This is a genomic window from Pseudomonas sp. NPDC087804, assembly GCF_044742965.1.
Lineage (GTDB): Bacteria > Pseudomonadota > Gammaproteobacteria > Pseudomonadales > Pseudomonadaceae > Aquipseudomonas > Aquipseudomonas rustica.
Genome location: NZ_JBIUVN010000001.1, coordinates 828,692 through 851,045, shown reverse-complemented (window position 1 = coordinate 851,045; position 22,354 = coordinate 828,692). Strand labels below are relative to the sequence as shown.

17 protein-coding genes, 3 tRNA genes and 1 pseudogene are annotated in these 22,354 nt (G+C 57.7%); 9 read left to right on the top strand and 12 right to left on the bottom strand.

Features of this window, described 5'->3' with window-relative positions:
- Positions 1-16: 16 nt before the first annotated feature.
- The 10 genes from ACIOMO_RS03755 to ACIOMO_RS03710 form a co-directional block, all read right to left on the bottom strand.
- Positions 17-1,972 carry an acetoacetate--CoA ligase gene (locus ACIOMO_RS03755; RefSeq protein ID WP_401238204.1) on the bottom strand — a complete coding sequence of 652 codons (1,956 nt, stop codon included), beginning with the start codon at positions 1,970-1,972 and terminating at the stop codon, positions 17-19.
- Positions 1,973-2,115: 143 nt separating this feature from the next.
- A complete protein-coding gene (gene hbdH / locus ACIOMO_RS03750) occupies positions 2,116-2,889 on the bottom strand; it encodes a 3-hydroxybutyrate dehydrogenase (protein ID WP_401238201.1) in 774 nt (257 codons plus the stop codon).
- A 7-nt stretch (positions 2,890-2,896) separates the two neighbouring features.
- Positions 2,897-4,288, bottom strand: a complete 1,392-nt coding sequence (locus tag ACIOMO_RS03745; protein ID WP_053120493.1) for a GntP family permease — start codon at positions 4,286-4,288, stop codon at positions 2,897-2,899.
- Between the two features lie 285 nt (positions 4,289-4,573).
- Entirely contained in the window at positions 4,574-5,980 is a 1,407-nt protein-coding gene (locus ACIOMO_RS03740; protein ID WP_401238199.1) for a sigma-54 interaction domain-containing protein, read from the bottom strand.
- 135 nt (positions 5,981-6,115) lie between these two features.
- Positions 6,116-7,690: an ABC transporter ATP-binding protein gene (locus ACIOMO_RS03735; protein WP_401238196.1), complete on the bottom strand. Its 1,575-nt coding sequence runs from the start codon at positions 7,688-7,690 to the stop codon at positions 6,116-6,118.
- A 14-nt stretch (positions 7,691-7,704) separates the two neighbouring features.
- Positions 7,705-8,727, bottom strand: a complete 1,023-nt coding sequence (locus ACIOMO_RS03730; protein WP_212550751.1) for an ABC transporter permease — start codon at positions 8,725-8,727, stop codon at positions 7,705-7,707.
- Positions 8,727-9,788 carry a microcin C ABC transporter permease YejB gene (locus ACIOMO_RS03725; RefSeq protein ID WP_053120425.1) on the bottom strand — a complete coding sequence of 354 codons (1,062 nt, stop codon included), beginning with the start codon at positions 9,786-9,788 and terminating at the stop codon, positions 8,727-8,729. Before ACIOMO_RS03725 ends, ACIOMO_RS03730 begins: the two co-directional genes overlap by 1 nt.
- Positions 9,788-11,656: an extracellular solute-binding protein gene (locus ACIOMO_RS03720; protein ID WP_401238194.1), complete on the bottom strand. Its 1,869-nt coding sequence runs from the start codon at positions 11,654-11,656 to the stop codon at positions 9,788-9,790. Before ACIOMO_RS03720 ends, ACIOMO_RS03725 begins: the two co-directional genes overlap by 1 nt.
- Positions 11,657-11,791: 135 nt before the next feature.
- A complete protein-coding gene (locus ACIOMO_RS03715) occupies positions 11,792-12,073 on the bottom strand; it encodes a peptidylprolyl isomerase (protein WP_053120421.1) in 282 nt (93 codons plus the stop codon).
- 95 nt (positions 12,074-12,168) lie between these two features.
- The gene (locus ACIOMO_RS03710) at positions 12,169-13,038 is read right to left on the bottom strand and encodes a lipase family alpha/beta hydrolase (protein ID WP_401238191.1); all 870 of its coding nucleotides are present in this window, start codon (positions 13,036-13,038) and stop codon (positions 12,169-12,171) included.
- 335 nt (positions 13,039-13,373) lie between these two features.
- On the opposite strand from ACIOMO_RS03710, the gene ACIOMO_RS03705 reads away from it, so the two are divergent.
- Positions 13,374-14,552, top strand: a complete 1,179-nt coding sequence (locus ACIOMO_RS03705) for a hypothetical protein (RefSeq protein WP_401238188.1) — start codon at positions 13,374-13,376, stop codon at positions 14,550-14,552.
- Positions 14,553-14,595: 43 nt separating this feature from the next.
- On the opposite strand, the gene ACIOMO_RS03700 is transcribed toward ACIOMO_RS03705, so the two are convergent.
- Positions 14,596-15,672, bottom strand: coding sequence for a 3-deoxy-7-phosphoheptulonate synthase (locus ACIOMO_RS03700; protein ID WP_401238185.1), 1,077 nt, complete (start codon positions 15,670-15,672; stop codon positions 14,596-14,598).
- A gap of 618 nt (positions 15,673-16,290) precedes the next feature.
- On the opposite strand from ACIOMO_RS03700, the pseudogene ACIOMO_RS03695 reads away from it, so the two are divergent.
- The 8 genes and pseudogenes from ACIOMO_RS03695 to ACIOMO_RS03660 all read left to right on the top strand — a co-directional run bounded on the left by ACIOMO_RS03695 (position 16,291) and on the right by ACIOMO_RS03660 (position 21,219).
- A pseudogene (locus ACIOMO_RS03695) lies at positions 16,291-17,052 on the top strand (carbon-nitrogen hydrolase family protein).
- Entirely contained in the window at positions 17,049-17,492 is a 444-nt protein-coding gene (locus ACIOMO_RS03690; RefSeq protein ID WP_401238182.1) for a GNAT family N-acetyltransferase, read from the top strand. Before ACIOMO_RS03695 ends, ACIOMO_RS03690 begins: the two are co-directional and overlap by 4 nt.
- Before the next feature lie 127 nt (positions 17,493-17,619).
- Entirely contained in the window at positions 17,620-18,261 is a 642-nt protein-coding gene (gene uvrY, locus ACIOMO_RS03685) for a UvrY/SirA/GacA family response regulator transcription factor (protein WP_024012761.1), read from the top strand.
- Between the two features lie 2 nt (positions 18,262-18,263).
- Positions 18,264-20,087 carry an excinuclease ABC subunit UvrC gene (gene uvrC, locus ACIOMO_RS03680; protein WP_053120410.1) on the top strand — a complete coding sequence of 608 codons (1,824 nt, stop codon included), beginning with the start codon at positions 18,264-18,266 and terminating at the stop codon, positions 20,085-20,087.
- 32 nt (positions 20,088-20,119) lie between these two features.
- Positions 20,120-20,680: a CDP-diacylglycerol--glycerol-3-phosphate 3-phosphatidyltransferase gene (pgsA, locus tag ACIOMO_RS03675; protein ID WP_053120408.1), complete on the top strand. Its 561-nt coding sequence runs from the start codon at positions 20,120-20,122 to the stop codon at positions 20,678-20,680.
- 60 nt (positions 20,681-20,740) lie between these two features.
- Positions 20,741-20,816, top strand: a tRNA-Gly gene (locus ACIOMO_RS03670).
- Positions 20,817-20,863: 47 nt separating this feature from the next.
- Positions 20,864-20,937, top strand: a tRNA-Cys gene (locus ACIOMO_RS03665).
- Positions 20,938-21,132: 195 nt separating this feature from the next.
- Positions 21,133-21,219: transfer RNA gene (locus ACIOMO_RS03660), tRNA-Leu, on the top strand.
- Between the two features lie 71 nt (positions 21,220-21,290).
- On the opposite strand, the gene ACIOMO_RS03655 is transcribed toward ACIOMO_RS03660, so the two are convergent.
- A complete protein-coding gene (locus ACIOMO_RS03655) occupies positions 21,291-22,244 on the bottom strand; it encodes a LysR substrate-binding domain-containing protein (RefSeq protein ID WP_401238178.1) in 954 nt (317 codons plus the stop codon).
- Positions 22,245-22,354 lie beyond the last annotated feature (110 nt).

Here is a 22,354-nt window from a genome sequence, read left to right as displayed (position 1 = left end):
GCATCACGTCATCTAGCTAGTCACGTAGCTCTGGACAATCGCGAAACAGCGCAAGCGCTTCAGGATTGGCCAGAGCATCCGTGTTTTTCACCGGTTGGCCGTGCACCACGTTTCTAACGGCCAACTCGACGATCTTGCCGCTAATGGTGCGCGGTATGTCGGTGACGGCGATAATTTTTGTCGGTACATGGCGAGGCGTTGTATTGGCGCGAATCACTTCACGGATCTGCCGTTGCAGCGCTTCATCTAGTGTGGCTTCGTCTTTTAAACGGACAAACAGTACGACTCGCACATCGTCCTGCCATTGTTGGCCGATGACCACGCTATCCAGTACTTCAGAGACTTTTTCCACTTGGCGATAGATTTCTGCAGTGCCTATCCGCACGCCGCCGGGATTAAGCACCGCGTCCGATCGACCGTGAATCAACATCGCTCCGTGGGGCAACTCTTCAGCGTAATCACCCTGCGCCCAAACACCGTGAAACAGATTGAAATAGGACTGCCGCAGTTTTTCGCCATCCGCATCATTCCAAAGGCCAATGGGCATCGCGGGGAAGTGGCGTGTACACACCATCTCACCTTTTTCGCCGATCACCGCTTGGCCATCGTCGTTCCACACTTCGACTGCCATTCCCAGACTCTTGCCCATCATTTCGCCGCGCCGCACGGGCGACATCGGGTTGCCATTGACGAAGCACGAAACAATGTCGGTACCCCCGGACATGGAGCTCAGGCACACGTCGGGTTTGACGTCGCGGTAGACGAAGTCGTAACTGCGTGGTGCCAGTGCCGAGCCAGTGCAAAGCAACGTTTTCAGGCTGCTCAAATCGTGGCTCTCGCGGGGTTTTACACCGTTGCTTTCGAGCGCGGCGAGGAATTTCGGACTGGTGCCGAAGACGCTGATGCGTTCATCGTCAATCAAATCCAGCAAGCGTTCGTTGTTGGGCTGAAACGGTGAGCCGTCGTACAAGACCACCGCGCTGCCGACCGCCAGCGCGGACACCAGCCAGTTCCACATCATCCAGCCGCAGGTCGTGTAGTAGAACAAACGGTCGCCGGAACCTAGATCGACATGCAGGCCATGTTCTTTAACGTGTTGCAGCAAAACGCCGCCGGTACCGTGGATGATGCATTTCGGCACACCGGTGGTGCCGCTGGAATACAACACGTAGAGCGGATGGGCGAAAGGCACCGGTATAAAAAACGGCTCGCCGCCAGTCACGTAAAAGTCATCCCATAGCGTGACGTTTGCCAGCGTGTGGTAAGCCTCGGCGCGGGCATGTGGCCGCGCGTACGGTACGACAATCAACTGTTGCAACGTCGGCAACTGTTCGAGGATTTCATTGAGCTTGGAGGTCTGGTCGATTTCGTTACCGGCATATCGGTAGCCCGCGCAGCTGATCAATACTTTCGGTTCAATCTGCCCAAAACGATCAATCACGCCATGGGTACCGAAATCGGGCGACGAGCACGACCAGATGGCACCGAGACTGGTGGTGGCCAACATCGCCACCAGCGTCTGCCAGGTGTTGGGCATACACGCGGCAACACGATCGCCGCTGACGACCCCGGCGGCTTGCAGGCTGGCTTGAAATCCGGCGACCTGTTGCGCCAGTTCGGCCCAGGTCAGTTGTTCACGCTGGCCATTTTCAGCCACCGCAACAACGGCGACGGCATCGTCGCGACGGCGCAGCAGGTGCTCGGCGAAATTCAAAGTGGCGCCCGGAAACCATTCCGCGCCGGGCATTTTTGCGCCTTCACGCAGCACCGCATCAGGTTGCGTATGGAAGCGGATATCGAAGAAATCAACGATGGCTTGCCAGAATTCTGCGCGCTGCTCGACGCTCCATTGGTGCAGGTCGGCGTAGCTGTCGAGGTGCAAGCCATGACGCTGATTGATCGAGCGGCGGAAGGTGTCCATCCGCGATTGGGCAATACGGGTGGCATCGGGTTGCCAGAGGATGTCGGACATGGATTGCCTCTTGTTGTATTCATCTACAAATTCACACACATCCCTTGTGGGAGCGGGCTTGCTCGCGAAAGCGGTGAACCAGTCAATGATGATGGTGACTGACACACCGCATTCGCGAGCAAGCCCGCTCCCACAAGAGCGGGTCACTGCGCTAGCCAGCCACCATCAATATTCCATGCCGCCCCACGCACCTGGCTGCCTGCCTCACTGCACAAAAACAGCACCAGCTCACCCAGATGCTGTGGCGTCACAAACTCCAGTGACGGCTGTTTCTCAGCCAGCAAATCGTGCTGTGCTTGCTGCGGTTCAACACCCTTGGCCGCGCGATCATCGATCTGCTTCTGCACCAGCGGCGTCAACACCCAGCCCGGGCAGATCGCGTTGCAGGTGACGTTACTGGTCGCGGTTTCCAGGCCGACCACTTTGGTCAAACCAATCACGCCATGCTTGGCCGCAACATACGCCGCTTTGCCCGTCGAGCCGACCTGGCCGTGCACGGATGCGATGTTGATGATCCGGCCCCAACCCTTGGTGCGCATGCCCGGCAAACTCAGGCGAGTGCTGTGAAATACCGACGACAGATTGATCGCAATAATCGAATCCCAGCGCTCCACCGGAAACTCTTCTACCGGCGCGACATGCTGGATGCCGGCATTGTTGACCAGAATGTCCACGCCACCGAACTCGCGCTCGGCGTAGGCGATCATGTCGGCGATCTGCGCCGGGTCGCTGACATCGGCGGGGTGATGGCCGACCTTGCCGCCGAACTGGCCGACTTCGGCAATCACGGCGGAGGCATCACCGAAACCGTTGAGAATCAGATTGGCGCCGGCCTTGGCCAGGCTCAGCGCGATGCCCAGACCGATGCCGCTGGTGGAACCTGTAACCAGTGCGGTCTTGCCCGTAAGAGTGGTCATGAATACCTCACACAATGCCAGTGGCGTAGAAAGTGCCGATCACTACGAAAACCGCGAGGGTCTTGATCAGCGTAATACAGAAAATGTCTTTATAGGCTTCACGGTGGGTCAGGCCGGTGACCGCGAGCAGCGTGATTACCGCGCCGTTGTGCGGCAGGGTGTCCATGCCGCCACTCGCCATCGCGGCCACGCGGTGCAGCACTTCCAGCGGAATATTCGCCGCATGCGCCGCTGCGATAAATTGCTCGGACATCGCCGCCAACGCAATGCTCATGCCGCCGGAAGCAGAGCCGGTGATACCGGCCAGCAGGGTCACGGTAATCGCTTCATTGACCAGCGGATTGGGAATGCCTTTGAGCCAGTCTGCCAGCACCAGAAAACCAGGCAGGGACGCGATCACCGCACCAAAGCCGTATTCCGAAGCAGTGTTCATCGCCGCCAGTAACGCACCGCTGACCGCACTTTTGCTGCCTTCGGCAAGTTTGCTGCGAATCGCTTTAAAGCCGAAGGCGAGCACCATCAGAATGCCAACCAGCAATGCGGCCTGAACCGCCCAGATCGCCGTCAATTTGGCGATTTCGGTGGTGACCGGCGTGGCCATTCCCGGCAACGCGAGGCTGTGAGTCTTGCCGTACCACTGCGGAATCCACTGGGTGAACAGCAGGTTCATGATGCCCACCGCGAGCAGCGGCGACAGCGCGATCCACGGATTAGGCAGCTTCAGATCCTCAGCAGTCTCCGGTTCGTTACGCAGTTCGGTGCCGTAACCTTCGCCAGCCCGTTGCGCCTTGTTGCGCTGACGCTGCAGAAACAGCATGCCGGCGCAGAACACGAAAATCGTACCGATCAGACCCAGCCAAGGCGCGGCCCACGCGGTGGTGTTGAAGAAGGTGCTGGGGATGATGTTCTGGATTTGCGGGGTGCCGGGCAGGGCGTCCATGGTGAAGGAAAACGCGCCGAGGGCGATGGTCGCCGGAATCAGCCGTTTGGGAATATTGCTCTGGCGGAACATCTCCGCCGCAAACGGGTAAACGGCAAACACCACCACGAACAGCGAAACGCCGCCGTAAGTGAGCAGGGCGCAGACCAGTACGATGACCAGCATCGCCTGTTTGGTGCCGAGGAGTTTGATCGCGGCGGCGACGATCGAACGTGAGAAACCGGACAGTTCGATCAGCTTGCCGAACACAGCGCCGAGCAGAAATACAGGAAAGTAGAGTTTGATGAACCCGACCATTTTCTCCATGAACACCCCTGTGAACGCAGGGGCGACGGCGGACGGGTCGGTGAGCAGGACGGCGCCGAGCGCGGCGATCGGGGCAAAAAGGATAACGCTGTAGCCACGGTAAGCGGCGAGCATCAGCAGCGCGAGGGCTGCCAAGGCAATGATCACACTCATGGTGTGTCTCTCCGGAGTTGTTATTTTTGTGGGTGGTGCGGTGTGGGAGAGGGTATAGCCAGATTTGTGCCAGGTGTTTAAGTCATTGAAATATATGTGTTTGTCGTAATAATTGGCGCCAACTTATGAAGTATTGTCTCTTTTTTGAGATGGTCGCTGTCTGTGAGGGCCTCTTCGTGAGCAAGCCCACTCCCACCTTTGAAATGCATTCCCCTGTGGGAGTGGGCTTGCTCACGAAGCTTTTGATCTTGTCTTATTAGGGAGATAAATATCTCTTAAATGAGACTATGCAACGCCCAGCGCCACCATTTTCTTATATAACGTCGAGCGCCCAAGCCCGAGCCGAGCCGCCGCCTCCGGCACTTTCCCCGCACATTGCGCAAGTGCGGCCTCAATCAATTGCCGATCAAACCGCTCCCGCGCTTGAGCAAATGTCTCCTCACTTGGCGCTTCAAGTGTGGGCGCCGACGTACGCTCAACCGGGCTCAGCGGCCCGATTGCTGCACGAATGTCACTCTCCGTCAGCATCAAGTCATCACTGAGCAACGCCGCGCGCTCGAGCACGTTGCGCAACTCGCGAATATTCCCCGGCCAGGCATGCTGCCCAAGCAGATCCAGCGCATCGCGGTGCAGCTCATGCTGACTGCGCAACTCCTCCAGAATCGCCTCACTGAGCGCCGGCAAATCATCAAGACGCTCACGCAACGGCGGCACTTGAATCGGCAGCACATTGAGGCGGTAATACAAATCGGCGCGGAACTCACCGCGTTTGATCGCCGCTTGTAAATCGGTCGAAGTAGCAGCGATCACCCGCACATCACTCTGAATCACCTCGTTCGAGCCTACCGGTTCAAATTCCTTTTCCTGCAAAACCCGCAGCAGTTTGCTTTGCAGCGGCAGCGGCATGTCGCCGATCTCGTCAAGAAACAACGTGCCGCCTTGGGCGATTAGCAATTTGCCGGTGCGGCCCTTGCGGTCGGCGCCGGTGAACGCGCCCGGCGCTGTGCCGAAGAATTCCGCTTCCAGCAGCGCTTCAGGAATTGCCGCGCTGTTGATGCTGACGAACGCCTTGTGCGCACGCGGCGAAGCACTGTGAATCGCCTGCGCCAACAACTCTTTGCCGGTGCCGGTTTCACCGAGCAGCAACACCGGCGACTCGGCACTCGCGCTGCGACGTGCGCGGCGTTTGACTTCAAGGCTGGCGGCGCTGGTACCGATGAAGTGGGCGAAGTTGTATTTGGTCTGTCGTGCGCGCAGCAGTGAACGGGTCGAGGCCAATTCTTCCTGCATGCTCAGGTAGCGCTTGAGCATCGGCGATAGCGTGCGCAACTCGTCGAACAGGGCGAAACCGATGGCGCCAATGACGGTGCCGGCGTCGTCATGGATCGGCAGGCGCATCACCACCAACGGTTCTTTTGGCGTGTCTTGCATGTCGAGCAGGATCGGCCTCCCGGTGCGCACCACTTCACGCAGCAGGCTGCCGGGGATCACGCTTTCGCAGGGCTTGCCGATGGCGCCTTCAGCGGAGTCGAGGCCAAATCGGCGCGCGTAACGCTCATTCATCCAGACGATATTGGCATCACGATCGACGATCACCGTGCCTTCGCTGGACTGCTCGATGATCTCGAACAACGAGCGGATCGCCAGCGTGCGCACGCGTTGGTAGTCCTTGAGGCTTTCGGTGGTGTTCATGGGGTGGATCCTGGATGTTCTGGTTTTCTGTGCTGGCCTCTTCGCGGGCAAGCCTTGCTCCTACAGAATTCGCGTTATCTGTAGGAGCAAAGCTTGCTCGCGATGGCCGCGGCGCGGTTTTTTAAGCTAAAGCGCCTACCCCGGATGTGCCGCCGCCAACAGCTCTTTGGTATACGGATGCTGCGGCGAATCAAACACATCATGACTGGCGCCGCGCTCGACCACTTTGCCGTCCTTGATCACGATCATGTCGTGCGCCAAGGCGCGCACCACCGCCAGATCATGGCTAATGAACAGATAGGTCAAGCCGTGCTTTTCCTGTAAATCGCGAAGGAGGGCGACCACTTGTTTCTGCACGGTTCGATCCAGCGCAGAGGTGGGCTCATCCAGCAAAATCAGCGCCGGTTTCAGCACCAGCGCCCGCGCGATGGCAATACGCTGACGCTGACCACCGGAAAACTCATGAGGGTAACGATGACGGCTTTCCGGGTCGAGACCGACTTCCTTGAGCACACGGATCACTTGCGCATCGCATTCATCGGCGGTGGATTCGCAATGCACCTCCAGACCTTCACTGATGATTTGCGCCACGGACATGCGCGGGCTGAGGCTGCCAAACGGATCCTGGAACACCACCTGCATCTGCCGACGCCATGGCCGCAGTTGTTTCTGGTTGAGCCCGTCGAGCGCTTCGCCCTGAAAACGGATGCTGCCTTCGGAGTCGAGCAAGCGCAGAATCGCCTGACCCAGCGTTGATTTGCCCGAACCGGACTCGCCGACGATGCCCAGGGTTTTGCCGCGCTGAATGGTCAGGCTGATACCGTCCACTGCGCGCAAATACTGCTTGCGCTGAAACAGACCGCCGCCCAAGGCAAAATCGACCCGCAGATCCTCGACTTCCAGCACGTTCTCGCGCTCATCGCGGGGCAGCGCTTCGCCCTCGGGCTCGGCGTTGAGCAAGACGCAGCTGTACGGATGCTTCGGTTCGGTAAACAAAATCTCGCACGGCGCCTGCTCGACAATTTCCCCGGCCTTCATCACGCAAACCCGCTGAGCGATGCTGCGCACCAGATTCAGATCGTGGCTGATCAGCAGCAGCGACATGCCGAGGCGTTGTTGCAGGGATTTGAGCAGCAGCAGGATCTTGCGCTGCACCGTCACGTCCAGCGCGGTCGTCGGCTCGTCGGCGATCAGCAGTTCCGGTTCGCACGCCAGTGCCATGGCGATCATCACCCGCTGGCGTTGCCCGCCAGACAATTGATGCGGATAAGCCTTAAGGCGTTCTTCAGGCTTTTTGATGCCAACCAGTTGCAGCAATTCCAGAATGCGCGACTGCGCCTGTTTGCCGTCGAGGCCACGGTGAAGCAGCAGGGTTTCGCCGATCTGCTTTTCGATGGTGTGCAGTGGATTGAGCGAAGTCATCGGCTCTTGGAAAATCATCGCAATCCGATTGCCGCGCAGTTCACGCAAGACTTTGGAGTCAGCGCCGACCAACTCCTGGCCGCGATAACGAATGCTGCCGGTAGTGCGGGCATCACACTCGGGCAGCAATTGCAGGATCGAATGCGCGGTCACCGATTTGCCTGAGCCCGACTCACCGACCAACGCCAGACACTCGCCGGGGCGGATGTCCAGACACAGGTTGCGCACCACGGTCTGGTCATTGAAGGCGACGTTGAGGTCGCGGATTTCGATCAGGTTGTCAGTCATCGTCAATCTCTGCTTCAAGAGCGTGGGTCGAAGGCGTCTCGCAACGCTTCGCCGATAAACACCAGCAACGACAGAATCAGTGCCAAGGTGAAAAACGCCGTCAAACCTAGCCATGGCGCCTGCAGATTCTGTTTGCCCTGACCGATCAGTTCACCCAGTGAGGCGCTGCCGGCGGGCATGCCAAAACCGAGAAAATCCAGCGCGGTGAGGGTAGAAATTGCACCGGTCAGAATAAACGGCAGATAACTCAACGTGGCGTTCATCGCGTTGGGCAGGATGTGCCGGACAATCACTTTGCGATCAGTCAGCCCCAAGGCCCGCGCGGCTTTGACGTATTCCAGATTGCGCCCACGCAGGAACTCGGCGCGCACCACATCGACCAGCGCCAGCCACGAAAACAGCGCCATGATCCCCAGTAGCCACCAGAAATTCGGCTCAACGAAACCGGAAAGGATGATCAGCAGATACAACACCGGTAATCCCGACCAGACTTCCAGCAGGCGTTGCCCGATCAAGTCGACCCAGCCGCCGTAATAGCCTTGCAGCGCACCGGCCGCAATGCCGATCAGCGCACTGACAAACGTCAGCATCAACGCAAACAGAATCGACACGCGGGCGCCGAAAATCACTCGGGCCAGTACGTCCCGCGCCTGATCGTCGGTGCCCAGCCAGTTCACCGTTGTCGGTGGGCTCGGCGCCGGTTTGTTGAGGTCGTAATTGGGCGTGTCATCGCTGAACGGAATAGGCGGGAACAGCAGCCAGCCACCGTCCTTGCGGATCAGATTCTGCACGTACTCGCTACGATAATCGGCCTGAAACGGTAGTTGCCCGCCGAACTCCTGCTCGGTGTGACGCTTGAACACCGGGAAGTACCATTCACCCTGATAGCTGACCATCAGCGGTTTGTCGTTGGCGATCAACTCGCCGCCCAACGTCAGCGCAAACAGACCGATAAACAACCACAACGACCACCAGCCGCGACGGTTTTTTTTGAAGCGCTCGAAGCGGCGACGGCCCAACGGCGAAAACTTGAACATCAAGCGTTCCTCGCGGCGAAGTCGATGCGCGGATCCACCAGCGTGTAGCAGAGGTCGCCTATCAGTTTTATCAGGAGGCCAAACAGGGTGAAGATGAACAGCGAACCGAATACCACCGGATAGTCACGAGAGACTGCCGCTTCGTAGCTCATGCGCCCCAGCCCGTCGAGGGAAAAGATCACTTCGATCAACAACGAACCGGCGAAGAACACGCTGATGAACGCTTGAGGAATGCCTGACACCACCAGCAGCATCGCGTTACGAAATACATGCCCATAGAGCACGCGTCGCTCGCTCAAGCCTTTGGCCCGGGCAGTCACCACGTACTGGCGAGTGATTTCGTTGAGGAACGAGTTTTTGGTCAGAATCGTCAGCGTGGCGAATCCGCCGATCACCAGCGCCGTCACTGGCAGCACAAGATGCCAGAAGTAGTCAGTGATCTTGCCGAGTGTCGACAGCGATTCGAAGTTGTCCGAGACCAGACCGCGCACCGGGAACCAGTTCAGCGAAGTGCCGCCGGCAAACACCACGATCAGGAACATCGCAAAGAGGAACGCCGGCATCGCGTAACCAATGATGATTGCAGTGCTGCTCCAGATATCGAAATGACTGCCGTGGTGCACGGCTTTGCGGATGCCCAGCGGAATCGATACCAGATAGGTGATCAGCGTTGCCCAAAGCCCTAGGGAAATGGTCACCGGCATTTTTTCGAGGATGAGGTCGGTCACCGTGGCGCCGCGAAAGAAGCTCTTGCCGAAGTCCAGTTGCGCGTAATTCTTCAACATCAGCCACAGCCGTTCATGCGCGGGTTTGTCGAAGCCGTACTGTTTTTCGATGTCCTTGATCAGTTGCGGGTCGAGGCCGCGACTGGCGCGCGATGTACTGCTAATGGCTTCACTGGCACCACCACCGACATTGCCGCCGCCGATGCCTTGCAAGTGAGCGATGGCCTGTTCAACCGGGCCACCGGGCGCCGCCTGAATGATCACGAAATTGACCAGCAGAATGATCACCAACGTCGGAATGATCAGCAGCAAGCGCCGCAGTATGTAACCCCACATCAGTGCGGCCCTCCGGGTTTGCCACGACCGATTTTCTCGGCCGTCATCTGTTGGTTGGTCAGCGGTGTGCTGCTGATTTCCCACCAACTCTCGATCGCTTCGTCATTGCTCGCTTGCACCGCCGGCATGCCGAAGCGATTCCACCAAACGGTTGAAGTGCCAGGCGGGTAATAGTTGGGAATCCAGTAGTAATTCCATTGCAGCACCCGATCCAGTGCGTGGGCGTAATGCAGCATGTCTGATTGCGTCGAGGCGCGGATCAGGCCGTTGATCAGCGTATCGACGGCCGGGTTTTTCAACACCATGTAATTGTTGGCACCGGGATCGTTGGCCGAGGCCGAGCCGAAATAGTTGAGCAGCTCGCCGCCGGGGGAGGTGCTGACCGGGTAGCCGGTGACGATCATGTCGTAGTCGCGGCTCATCAGGCGATTGACGTATTGCGAGGAATCGATGCGGCGGATATTGAGGTCGATGCCGATTTGTTTCAGCGTGCGTTTATAAGGCAGCAGCAAGCGATCCATGCCGTTCTGGCTGACCAGAAACGTGAAGCTCAGTGGCTCGCCTTCGGAATTGACCAACTGATCGCCATCCGGTTTCCAGCCAGCCTGTTCCAGCAGCTGCAAGGCTTGCAGCTGTTTATCGCGGATCATCCCGCTGCCGTCGGTTTTTGGCGCTTCGAACACTTGGCTGAAGACTTCATCAGGCACCTGGCCACGCAGCGGCTCAAGGATCTGCAGTTCCTGCGCATCGGGCAGTTTTGACGCCGCGAGCTCAGTGTTGGAAAAGTAGCTTTGCTGGCGGATGTACAGGTTGCGCATCATCTGCCGGTTGCTCCACTCGAAATCCCAGAGCATGGCCAATGCCTGACGCACGCGACGATCCTGGAACATCGGCTTTTGCAGGTTGAAGACGAAACCTTGCGCCGATTGTGGCGCCTCAGTGGCCAAATGAGCCTTTTGCAGGCGCCCGTCACTCAATGCCGGGCTGTCGTAACCGATCGAGTAACCGGTGGCCGAGAACTCGCGGTTATAGTCATAAGCGCCACCGCGCAGCACCTGGCGGGCGACGTCGGTGTCGCCGAAATACTCGATGCTGAAGTGATCGAAGTTGTACAAGCCGCGGCTGACCGGCAGATCCTTGCCCCACCAGTTGGCATTGCGTTCAAAAGTGATACTGCGTCCGGAGTCGACCTTGCCGACGCGATAGGGGCCGCTGCCCAATGGCGCTTCATAGCCGCCACCGCCAGCGAAGTCACGGGTCTTCCACCAATGCTCGGGAAACACCGGCAGGGTGGCGATATCCAGTGGCAGAGTGCGGTTTTCATTGCTCTTGAAATCGAATCGTACCGTCAGCGGCGCTTCGATTTCGACGCCTTTGACGTCGGCGAATTGCGTGCGATAGCGCAGGCTGCCTTGGGTCATCAACAAATCGTAGGTGTAGCGCACGTCCTCGGCGGTGATCGGCGTACCGTCGGCGAAACGCGCTTTCGGATTGATGAAAAAGCGCAAGGACAACCCATCGTCAGCGCGCTCGATTTTTTGCGCGACGAGGCCGTAGACGGTGTAAGGCTCATCCATCGAGCGCTGCGCCAGCGGCGAATAGAGCATGCCGTCGATCTGGGTGACGCCGATGCCTTTGTCTATATAAGGAAGGACATGGTCGAAGTGGCCGATCTCGATCGCCGAGCGGCGCATCGTTCCGCCCTTGGGCGCCTGCGGATTGGCGTAGTCGAAGTGGCTGAACCCGGCGGGGTATTTCGCCGGTTCGCCATAAACAGTCAATGCATGTTGCGGTGCCGCGCTCACACCTACGGCGCTCGACAGCAGCGTCACGGCAGTGAACATCAATGTGGGGAAAGCCAGTCGCATTGTCAGCCTTAGAGCCGGGTGATCGATAAGCGTAATTTGTACGCGAGCGGCGCGCGGCTCGCCAGCCGTATCGTGTAACTGAAACACAACGGCCCACCAAAAGGCGGGCCGTTATGTTTCATTCAATGCGAAGGATCAGTCCTGACGGCTGGTCACTTCCAGCAGGTGATAACCGAACTGGGTTTTCACCGGGCCTTGCACGGTGTTGACCGGTGCGCTGAATACTACGGTGTCGAATTCCTTGACCATCTGGCCAGGACCGAACGAACCGAGGTCGCCGCCCTGACGGCTGGAAGGGCAGGTGGAGTTGGCCTTGGCCACTTCGGCGAAATCAGCACCGGCTTCGATCTGGGCTTTGAGTTCGTTGCACTTGTCTTCGCTGGCAACAAGGATGTGACGGGCAGTGGCTTTAGCCATGGGGAAAATCTCCAATCAATATCAGTAAAGTGCGGAGCCTACCGGATTCAGTGGGCGATTTCTCGGCAAAGTTCCGTTTGCGTGACGCGGCAACTTCACAGGTTAGCTGCCTGCAGGCGGCGGGCATGCGCCACGTAGAGTTCGATCGGATCCGGTGATACTGCGCGCAAGGCGCTTGCGCTACGCAGAATGGACAGATGGTCAAACGGGTAGTCCGAACGGATCACTTTCCCCAGGTGAGAACTGAAGCGGCCGACAAATCCGTCGTTTTGCCCAGCGTCTTTTTTGAAGTATCTGGCCAGGTTTCGGCAGATGTGCTCCACCGGATCGAACGTTGGCTGACTGTGATCCGGCAACGTGCCGCTCCAGGAATAGTAACGAACATCATTGACCAATTCTTGCCCTTGGCCGCCCCAACTGTCGGGCAGGCCCTGAGGATATTTTTCGTTGAAGCGGCCAACGCCTTGCGTCGTCAAGGCGCCAAGCGCCGCGATCGCATTCTGCGGCATGGCTATGCGGCCACTGAGCACCGACAAAAAATCGGCAAACAAGGTGACGACGATCTGCGCGATTTTTTCTGGCAGTTGTCCAGGAATGAGTGCTTCACGCAACACATCGGCCAATTCCGATCCCTGGTTGGGGCCACTCACCGACGTCACGGAAGCGACGGCGTGTGGGGCAAGCGCCGCAGCGTATCGGGCGGCGAGTGCGCCCTGACTGTGCCCGATCAGATTGACTTTGCTCGAATCGGTACCCCTGAGCACCGTGTCGATTTGCTGCAACAATTGTTCACCGCGCATTTCGTTGTCATGGGTGGCTGAAAGATGCGGTACAAACACTCGGCAGCCAACAGCCTGAAGTGCTTTCTTGACGTCGTGGAAGAGTTCGAAGGAGCCAATACGCTCGAATCCGAACAGGCCATGTACCAGCAGGATCGGGTACTGAGTTGTAGCATTCCGTTGCATGTTGACTACCTTTTCGCAGAGGTTCTGGGTGAAATCTGCGTGCCACTCTAAAACAGTCATTCCGTTAGCGAAGTACGAATAAGCCTCGGTTGTCGTTGGAATCTGGACTAGAAGCTGTACGAAACTTCGGAAAGTGCTGAAATCCAGCTCCTATTCTTTGGACGTCTATCGGACGGCGTGTTGGTTTTTTTTGCGGCTTGCCTACTTTGCGTGATGCCTTTGCCTCCGTGCTTAAAGGCAATCGGCTGATATCCATTGAATGATTGACCGCGTTAAATAGGGGCAGTCAACGCAGTCATTGACGACAGCGTTTAATCCAAGGAATGGAGGCACCCATGACTACGCATGAAGCACATCTGTCAGTCGCGTCATCGCAGAACCCCGGCACTTTTCAGCCGCGCTGGGTTGCACTGGATAAACAGGGCGCGCTGAGTTTCAAAGCGGATGAAACGTCGCTGGAGTTCTGCTTTCGAGCGGGCAATACCCTGGATGCCGAGGCAGTGCTTGCATTGCCCGCACCGAATCTTGATTCGATGACACAAGCCGTACTTGACCCGTCCCTGAAGAGGGCCATCGTCCGGATCCCGCCTTACCCGAACATGGCGTGCGGCGATAAAGTGCTGTTGCGCTGGGAAGGGCTCGATATCGATGGGTTCACCTATCAGCATGAATGTGCTCGTTTCGTCAGCGAAGCACAGGTCGGCAAGGAAATCGTATTCGTCATCAAAGGCGTGCATGTCGCGGCGCTGGATGGTGGCTCGCTGGAAATCTACTGGACGCTTTACAGTGCCAAACAAGCGCAACCGGTCACGTCGGCAAGGTTGCAACTGGACGTCGGCGATGTTCGCCCGAGATTGCTTGCGCCCTATGTCGAAGAAGCGGTTGGCGCAATCCTTGATCCTGAGCGACTCAGCGAAGGCACCTGCATCAGCCTTCGACCGTATTCACGTATGGCCGAAGGCGACAGAGTGTTGTTGACCTGGCAAGGTGCTGTTCTGATGGAGGTGTTTAACGATGCATTGACCCTGCAGTCGTTGGCGGTAGGCAATACGCTGTCTTTCTGGATTGGTGCTGATCTTATTGCGGGACATCTTGGCGGCGAAGTGACAGCGCGTTATCGGGTTGAACCGAAAACTGGCGAGCCGCGAGATTCCGACATCGCAACCTTTGTCATCGCACCTTTGATTCGTGGTTTGCTCGAGGCACCGGATGTCCTCGAAGCTCAGGACGACGTGCTTGATGTGGTGGACTCTACGGATGGCATCACCGTTGTGATCGGCAATGCCCAAGCTCATGAGGGTGAGTTGGTCTATCTCAAGTGTGATGGTGATTATTTCAATCATCGTGACGAGCGTGAGATTACCCGCGAGTCAGCGGGGCAGCCGTTGGTGTTTATCGTGCCCCACCGGTTCTGGCGTGAGCATCAGGGCTCGACTGTGCGCATCGCCTATTCAGTGGAGCGTTCGGATGATGACAGCCAGGCCTCTGCGATAACGCTGCTACGGGTTGAGTAACACGATTGCCCTCCGGTGCGAAAAGTCCCGGAGGGCGTTGTCATCAGGTGCGCGGCTGAGCACTCAAGCGCTTTGCAGCATCCAGAAGCAGGTGCTCCGTCGCGTTGAAACCCAGGCAACCATCGGTGATGGAAACGCCGTAGCGCATCGTAGGGCTCAGCGGCTGGCAACCTTCGAAAAGATGCGACTCGATCATCATGCCGATCAGTGAGCGGTCACCTTGCAGACGCTGTTCTAGCACGTCATTGAAAACAGCGGGCTGACGCGAAGGATCCTTGCCGCTGTTCGCGTGACTGCAATCGACCATGATCCGGCCGGGGATTTTCAGTCGGGTCAGTTCGGCATTGATGGCGGTTACGCTGTTGCGGTCGTAGTTCGGCCCCTTGTGGCCGCCGCGCAGTACCAAGTGGGTATCTGCATTGCCCGGCGTTTGAATGATTGCCGGATGCCCTTGGCTGTCGACACCGAAATGTCGATGCGGGTGTGCGGCTGAGCGCATGGCGTCAACGGCCACTGCGGCGCCACCGTCGGTGCCGTTTTTGAAGCCGACCGGCATGCCCAGACCGCTGGCCATTTCGCGATGGATCTGCGATTCGGTGGTGCGCGCGCCAATGGCGACCCAGCTCAGCAGGTCATCGAAGTAACCGGCGGCCATGGGTTGCAGCAGTTCGGTAGCGACTGGCAAACCGAGGCGAATCATTTCCAGCATCAGTTCGCGCGACAGGGTCAGGCCTGCCGCCATGTCATCGCTGCCATCGAGGTGCGGGTCATAAGCGAGACCTTTCCAGCCCACCGTAGTACGGGGCTTTTCCACGTAAGCGCGCATCACCAGGAGCATTTCGTTGCTGACTTGATCGGCAAGACGGGCGAGTTTGCCGGCGTATTCGAGGGCAGACTGAGGATCATGAATTGAGCAAGGGCCGACGATGACCAGTAAACGTTGGTCTTCACCGTTGAGAATGGCGCGTACCGCCTGGCGGTGGGCGGCGACTTGCTGGCTCAAGGCAGTGCTCAGGGGCAATTGCTGCTTGAGTTGCAACGAGCTGGGCAGACGCAGGGTCAGCGCTTCGTTGGCAGAGTTGAGGCTGGACAGTGGCAGAGCAGAAACGGACGAGTTCATATTCACAATTCCTGGGCTGGCGGCGGGTGCTTCCCGCTCGCTCGGCCCTACTGGGGTGTTCGACAATTGGCCGTATTGGCTACGTGTGTGCGTTTGCCACCGGTGGGTGACCGATCGGAGGCGGCAGGCTGTCCCGAGCGGAGGCTGGTAAATCGCCAGGCGGTAAAAGTGTCGTAACGGTAATAAGTGGCGTAGTTCATGGGTAAATCCTCAAAAGTGTCTGGTGTGTTGCTGAAAAAGCAGGGGCCAGAAAAAACAAAACCCCCGGTCGGGAGGCCGACCGGGGGTTGAGAAATCTCTGGTAGGCGACCCGTTTTACATGGGCGCCGTTTGGGTATCAGGCGCGCTAGTGGCTAAACCAATACCCAAAATAAAAGCTGACCGGAGCACAAACGTCTTTCGCCCACGCAGCCGCCATCGAGCGCAGGGCGCTGACGATACGAAGCTGTGGAAGGGCGTTGAACATGGTCTGTCTCCAATGAATGCGCCGAGCTTACTAGAGGCCGATGCGCCTCAGCAATCAGAAAATGCTATGGCGTGAAGAACATTTTGCCTATCGCTTGAGCGTAGCAACAGTTGTGACAAACTCAGCGTTTTGCCTGAACCCAAGGATGAACCATGTCGACGCTGACCATTGCTGCCGCCCAATCCATCTCCATTGCGGGGGATCTTGCGGCGAATATCCAACGCCATTTGTGCTTTATCGAAGTGGCGGCGGAGCATGGCGTCGAGTTGCTGGTCTTTCCGGAGTTGTCGCTGACCGGTTATGAAGGTGAGGCGGCAGCAGCGTTGGCCATTGATCCGCACGATGCGGTCATTCAACCGTGACGCGATCTGGCGCGAACGCTGGGCATCACCGCTGTCGTCGGGATGCCGATCCGGGCGGATAAACCAACTGCGGTATGGATTGGCGCGTTGGTCTTGGGGGCTGATGGATCCCTCGGTGTTTATAGCAAACAACATTTGCACACGGGCGAGGAGCGGATTTTCGCTCCAGGCATTGGCGGTGCAACACTGCGAATCGGTGACGATAAGGTTGCGCTGGCGGTTTGCGCTGATTTCAATCACGCCAGCCACGCGGCCGCTGCCGCTGACCAGAGTGCCAATCTGTACGCGGCGGGTGTATTGATCAGCGCGAAAGGCTACGAGCCAGATTCTGCGTTGCTGCAGGGCTATGCTCGTCACCATTCAATGGCCGTATTGATGGCCAATCACGGAGGTCTCACCGGCGGCTGGCAGTCTGCGGGGCGCAGTGCGATCTGGTCTGAAACTGGCGATCTTGTGGCTTCGGCAGCTGGAGCGGGCGATTGTCTGGTAGTCGCACTGCGTCATGATGGCGAATGGAGCGGGCGGGTCGTTGCAGTGGATCTGCCACGATGACGTTCCGGTTACGTCGTGCAACGCCTGAGGACTTGGCGTTCGCCCGCGATCTCACCTGCAGGAACATGTTGCCGTACTACATTCAACATGAGCTGCTTTGGCAGGATGAGGCCTTTGACGTCGCCTGGACGGGCCGGGAAAACTGGCTGGTCACCCGCAATGATATAGCGCTGGGGTTTCTCAGCCTGAGCCGCGATGCGCGGGCACTGTATATACGTGAATTGCAGCTGGCTGAAGCGTTTCAGGGGCAGGGCGCGGGATCCTGGGCAATTGATCAGGTTATCGAGATGGCTCGCCATGAGAAGCGTACGGCTTTGCGGCTGACGGTATTCGAAAACAATCCGGCAAAAAATTTGTATCAGCGAAAAGGACTACAGCTTCATGGAAAGGACGAGTGTTTCCTGCGCATGCAGCTCGATTTGAGCACGCCTGTGCTCTGAAAGCCACGGCTGGCAAGACCTCAAAGATGAATTGAAACTTTTTAAATGCGGCTTTCCGCTAGGTCTGTCTGGCTCTTTTTGCTAAGGTGTCGGGCATCCCAATAAGACCATATCGCGAGGTGTCTGCTTGATTAGGGTGCTAGTGGTCGATGACCATGATCTCGTTCGTACAGGCATTACACGGATGCTGGCCGATATCGATGGCCTGCAAGTGGTCGGCCAGGCCGAGTCCGGGGAAGAGTCCCTGATCAAGGCGCGTGAGTTGAAGCCCGACGTGGTGCTGATGGACGTCAAGATGCCCGGCATCGGCGGCCTTGAAGCCACCCGCAAGCTGTTGCGCAGTCATCCGGACATCAAGGTGGTTGCCGTCACTGTGTGCGAAGAAGATCCCTTTCCGACACGGTTGCTGCAAGCAGGTGCCGCCGGTTACCTGACCAAGGGCGCGGGATTGCCGGAGATGGTTCAGGCCATTCGCCTGGTCTTTGCCGGTCAGCGCTACATCAGCCCGCAGATCGCTCAACAGTTGGCGATCAAGTCTTTCCAGCCGACCAACGATTCGCCGTTCGATGCCTTGTCCGAGCGCGAAATCCAGATTGCGTTGATGATTGTTGGTTGTCAGAAAGTGCAGATCATTTCCGACAAGTTGTGCCTGTCGCCAAAAACCGTGAACACCTACCGTTACCGTATTTTCGAGAAGCTCTCGATCAGCAGCGATGTTGAGTTGACCCTTCTGGCAGTCCGACACGGCATGGTCGATGCCAGCGCCTGACCATGACTGAAGTATTCGATTCCGGCGCCTTTCTCTCCACCGTCAGTGGGCGCCCCGGCGTTTATCGCATGTTCGACAGCGATGCGCGCCTGCTCTATGTCGGCAAGGCCAAGAACCTCAAGAAGCGTTTGGCCAGTTATTTCCGCAAGACCGGGCTGGCGCCGAAAACCGCTGCGCTGGTCGGGCGTATTGCTCAGGTCGAAACGACCATCACCGCCAACGAAACCGAGGCGCTGCTACTCGAGCAGACGCTGATCAAGGAATGGCGGCCGCCGTACAACATTCTGTTGCGCGACGATAAATCCTATCCCTACGTGTTTTTGTCGGACGGCCAGTTCCCGCGTCTGAGCATTCATCGCGGCGCGAAAAAGGCCAAAGGCAAATATTTCGGGCCATATCCGAGCGCCGGGGCGATTCGCGAAAGTCTCAGCCTGTTGCAAAAGACCTTTTTCGTCCGTCAGTGCGAAGACAGCTATTACAAGAACCGCACCCGTCCGTGCCTGCAATATCAGATCAAACGCTGCAAAGCGCCGTGCGTCGGCCTGGTCGAGCCTGAGGTCTACGCCGAAGACGTGCGTCACTCGGTGATGTTCCTTGAAGGGCGTAGCCACGCGCTGACCAATGAACTGTCGACGGCGATGGAGGAGGCAGCGATCAACCTCGAATTCGAGCGCGCCGCCGAATTGCGCGATCAGATCGCCTTGCTGCGCCGGGTTCAGGATCAGCAGAGCATGGAAGGCGGTACGGGCGATATCGACGTCATTGCTGCGTTCGTCAACCCGGGCGGTGCCTGCGTGCATCTGATCAGTGTCCGTGGCGGGCGCGTGCTCGGCAGCAAGAATTTCTTCCCGCAAGTCGGGATTGAAGAAGACGTCTCTGAGGTTATGGCGGCGTTTCTCGGACAGTACTTCATCAGCAGCCCGGAACGCGATCTACCGAGCGAGTTGATCGTCAACGTCGTCCACGAAGATTTCCCGACGCTGATCGAAGCCATTCACAAATTGCGCGGGCGTGAATTAGCCATCAGTCACCGGGTACGTGGCACGCGAGCGCGCTGGCAACAGTTGGCGGTCACCAACGCCGAACAGGCACTGAGTGCGCGTCTGGCCAACCGCCAACACACCGCTGCGCGTTTCGAAGCATTGGCCGAAGTGCTGAATCTGGACGAGCCGCCGCAGCGTCTGGAGTGTTACGACATCAGTCACTCCAGTGGTGAAGCGACCGTCGCATCATGTGTAGTGTTCGGCCCGGAAGGCGCAATCAAATCCGATTACCGTCGCTACAACATCGAAGGTGTGACAGCGGGCGACGATTACGCCGCCATGCACCAGGCCTTGACCCGACGCTTCAGCAAACTGAAGGAAGGCGAGGGCAAGCTGCCGGACATTCTGCTCGTAGACGGTGGCAAAGGTCAGTTGTCGATGGCGCGTGACGTGCTCAACGAATTGGCGGTGCCGGATCTGATCTTGCTTGGCGTTGCAAAAGGCGCAACGCGCAAGGCTGGTTTCGAAACTCTGTATCTGAATGATGCAGCGCACGAGTTCACGCTGCGCGGCGACTCGCCGGCGCTGCATCTGATCCAGCAGATCCGCGACGAAGCGCACCGTTTTGCAATTACCGGGCACCGCGCACGTCGCGGCAAAACCCGGCGTACCTCAACGCTGGAAGGCGTTGCCGGTGTCGGGCCTACCCGCCGTCGAGATTTGCTCAAACATTTTGGTGGATTGCAGGAGCTGACTCGTGCCAGCATCGAAGAGATCGCCAAAGCCCCGGGGATCAGTAAAAAGCTCGCAGAGTCGATTTATGCGAACCTGCATAGCGAGTAGAATGCCCCCTCACCTCGTAGCCAGTTGTGCCGATGAATATCCCTAATCTGATTACCGTTCTACGCGTCCTGCTTATCCCGATCTTCATTTTGCTGTTCTATTTGCCGTACCAGTGGAGCTACATGGCGTCCGCTTCGGTGTTTGCCTTTGCCGCTGCAACGGACTGGCTGGATGGTTATCTGGCCCGTCGCCTGGAGCAAAGCACGCCATTCGGCGCCTTCCTCGACCCGGTTGCCGACAAGCTGATGGTCGCCGTCGCATTGGTGTTGTTGGTGCAAGAACACGGCAACCTGTGGTTGACTCTGCCAGCCGCCGTTATCATCGGTCGCGAGATTGTCGTGTCGGCACTGCGTGAGTGGATGGCCGAGCTGGGTGCCCGCGCGCATGTCGCCGTGTCCAATCTCGGCAAATGGAAAACCGCCGCACAAATGCTCGCGCTGGTGATCCTGTTGGCCAATCCGAAGGACTTTACCTTTTGGGTCATTCTGGGTTATTCGCTGTTGATGATCTCCGCAGGCCTGACGTTGTGGTCGATGGTTCAATACCTTCGCGCTGCCTGGCCGCATCTGAAGACCGATGTTGAAAAGAAATAAAACTTTTTTGAATCAAGGGGTTGACGGAGCTTCTTAATTCTATAGAATGCGCATCACCAAGCGGGAATAGCTCAGTTGGTAGAGCACGACCTTGCCAAGGTCGGGGTCGCGAGTTCGAGTCTCGTTTCCCGCTCCAAGTTTAAAACGCGTTTGTTGTTGTGCTACTGATAGCAAACGTTTTGAGGCCGAGTAGCAAAATGGTTATGCAGTGGATTGCAAATCCACCTACGCCGGTTCGATTCCGACCTCGGCCTCCACTATAAACAAGCTCCGTAGATCCATGATTTACGGAGCTTTTTTATTTGCACTGCGCTGTAAGATTTAGTCTATAAAACAGCCAATGCGAACTTGCTTCACCGGGGAGTGATGTATATATTTCCCGCTCGGCTGTTCAAGCCTGCATCCTGTCAGGATCGCGACTGAGCAGTCGGAGACAGCAACACCGCGCTACCGCCCGAATGGCGAAACTGGTAGACGCATGGGACTTAAAATCCCCCGCTCGTAAGGGCGTGCCGGTTCGATTCCGGCTTCGGGCACCATGAATATCAAGGGCTTGCATGACATATCTCATGCAAGCCCTTTTTTGTGCCCAGAAAAACCAGCCGAGTATTCAGATCAACAATTCCAGCGTATCGAACAACTCAACATCCTCTTTACGCGCCGAACGCGCGCGACGGCGGATAACCTGTGTCAGGCACTCAACAAAACACTGAGCCGCCACGCCCAACTGCACATTGCGGGTGGTGACGATGCCTATCGTGTCAGTCGCAAACGCTTCCTTCAGCGGCAGTCGCGCGACACGCTCGCCATACATCGGCACGGTTAACATCGGCTCGGGGAAGTAACTGAGCATGTCAGTTTGCTCAATCATCGATAACGTCAGCTGAGGCGAGTGCGCGCGGTGGATGTGTTGCATATCGATCTGCGCACCGTGTTGCCAGAACAGTTCGGTCATCAGGCCTTCGTGACTGGCATCCGGGTAGTTCACCACCCAATCCATATCGAGCAATTCATGAATGGATTGGCTGTGCCGCCGTGGATGCTCGCGGCGGGCAACGACCGCCATTTGATAGGTGAACAATGGATCGCTGACAAACTCGGGCCGTGGCAGCAGCGAAGAGACCAGGCCAACCGCGAATTCCATCGTGCCATCGCGCAATCTTGGCAGTGCCACGGCCATCAACCCCTCGAAAATCTCCAGACGCACTTTCGGCATGCGTTGACGAAACAGCATCACCACTTCCGGCAATAACGTCATGCCCATCCAAGGCGAGATCCCCAACCTTAACTGGCCTTGCGCCTCGTGGCTCAAATGCGCGAGTTCCAGTTGCGCGCGCTCCAGCTGACTGAGCATCTGCCGCGCATGTTGCAGCAGCGACTGTCCGTATTGGGTCAGCACTACGCCGTTGGCATTGCGCACCAGCAGTGGCAAATGCAGGTGTTCTTCAAGCTCACGCAACGCTTTGGCGACTGAGGTCTGCGAGACACCCAGTTGCCGCGCGGCAGCACGAATGCTCCCGCAGTCGGCGGTCATCACCAGCGCGCGCAATTGATGCAGCTTCATCACTTCTCCCAGTCAAAGGTGTAAACCAGCGGGTTTCAGCCCCCGCTTTTTGCGACTGCCACGGCCATCGCCAACTGATTAGCATCGCAGCCTATCAGCGGAACACCCGA

Bases quoted from the DNA above. Each gene is read 5' to 3' on its own strand.
- ACIOMO_RS03755 (WP_401238204.1), bottom strand. From the start codon at position 1,972: ATGTCCGACATCCTCTGGCAACCCGATGCCACCCGTATTGCCCAATCG.
- hbdH (WP_401238201.1), bottom strand. From the start codon at position 2,889: ATGACCACTCTTACGGGCAAGACCGCACTGGTTACAGGTTCCACCAGC.
- ACIOMO_RS03745 (WP_053120493.1), bottom strand. From the start codon at position 4,288: ATGAGTGTGATCATTGCCTTGGCAGCCCTCGCGCTGCTGATGCTCGCC.
- ACIOMO_RS03740 (WP_401238199.1), bottom strand. From the start codon at position 5,980: ATGAACACCACCGAAAGCCTCAAGGACTACCAACGCGTGCGCACGCTG.
- ACIOMO_RS03735 (WP_401238196.1), bottom strand. From the start codon at position 7,690: ATGACTGACAACCTGATCGAAATCCGCGACCTCAACGTCGCCTTCAAT.
- ACIOMO_RS03730 (WP_212550751.1), bottom strand. From the start codon at position 8,727: ATGTTCAAGTTTTCGCCGTTGGGCCGTCGCCGCTTCGAGCGCTTCAAA.
- ACIOMO_RS03725 (WP_053120425.1), bottom strand. From the start codon at position 9,788: ATGTGGGGTTACATACTGCGGCGCTTGCTGCTGATCATTCCGACGTTG.
- ACIOMO_RS03720 (WP_401238194.1), bottom strand. From the start codon at position 11,656: ATGCGACTGGCTTTCCCCACATTGATGTTCACTGCCGTGACGCTGCTG.
- ACIOMO_RS03715 (WP_053120421.1), bottom strand. From the start codon at position 12,073: ATGGCTAAAGCCACTGCCCGTCACATCCTTGTTGCCAGCGAAGACAAG.
- ACIOMO_RS03710 (WP_401238191.1), bottom strand. From the start codon at position 13,038: ATGCAACGGAATGCTACAACTCAGTACCCGATCCTGCTGGTACATGGC.
- ACIOMO_RS03705 (WP_401238188.1), top strand. From the start codon at position 13,374: ATGACTACGCATGAAGCACATCTGTCAGTCGCGTCATCGCAGAACCCC.
- ACIOMO_RS03700 (WP_401238185.1), bottom strand. From the start codon at position 15,672: ATGAACTCGTCCGTTTCTGCTCTGCCACTGTCCAGCCTCAACTCTGCC.
- ACIOMO_RS03690 (WP_401238182.1), top strand. From the start codon at position 17,049: ATGACGTTCCGGTTACGTCGTGCAACGCCTGAGGACTTGGCGTTCGCC.
- uvrC (WP_053120410.1), top strand. From the start codon at position 18,264: ATGACTGAAGTATTCGATTCCGGCGCCTTTCTCTCCACCGTCAGTGGG.
- pgsA (WP_053120408.1), top strand. From the start codon at position 20,120: ATGAATATCCCTAATCTGATTACCGTTCTACGCGTCCTGCTTATCCCG.
- ACIOMO_RS03655 (WP_401238178.1), bottom strand. From the start codon at position 22,244: ATGAAGCTGCATCAATTGCGCGCGCTGGTGATGACCGCCGACTGCGGG.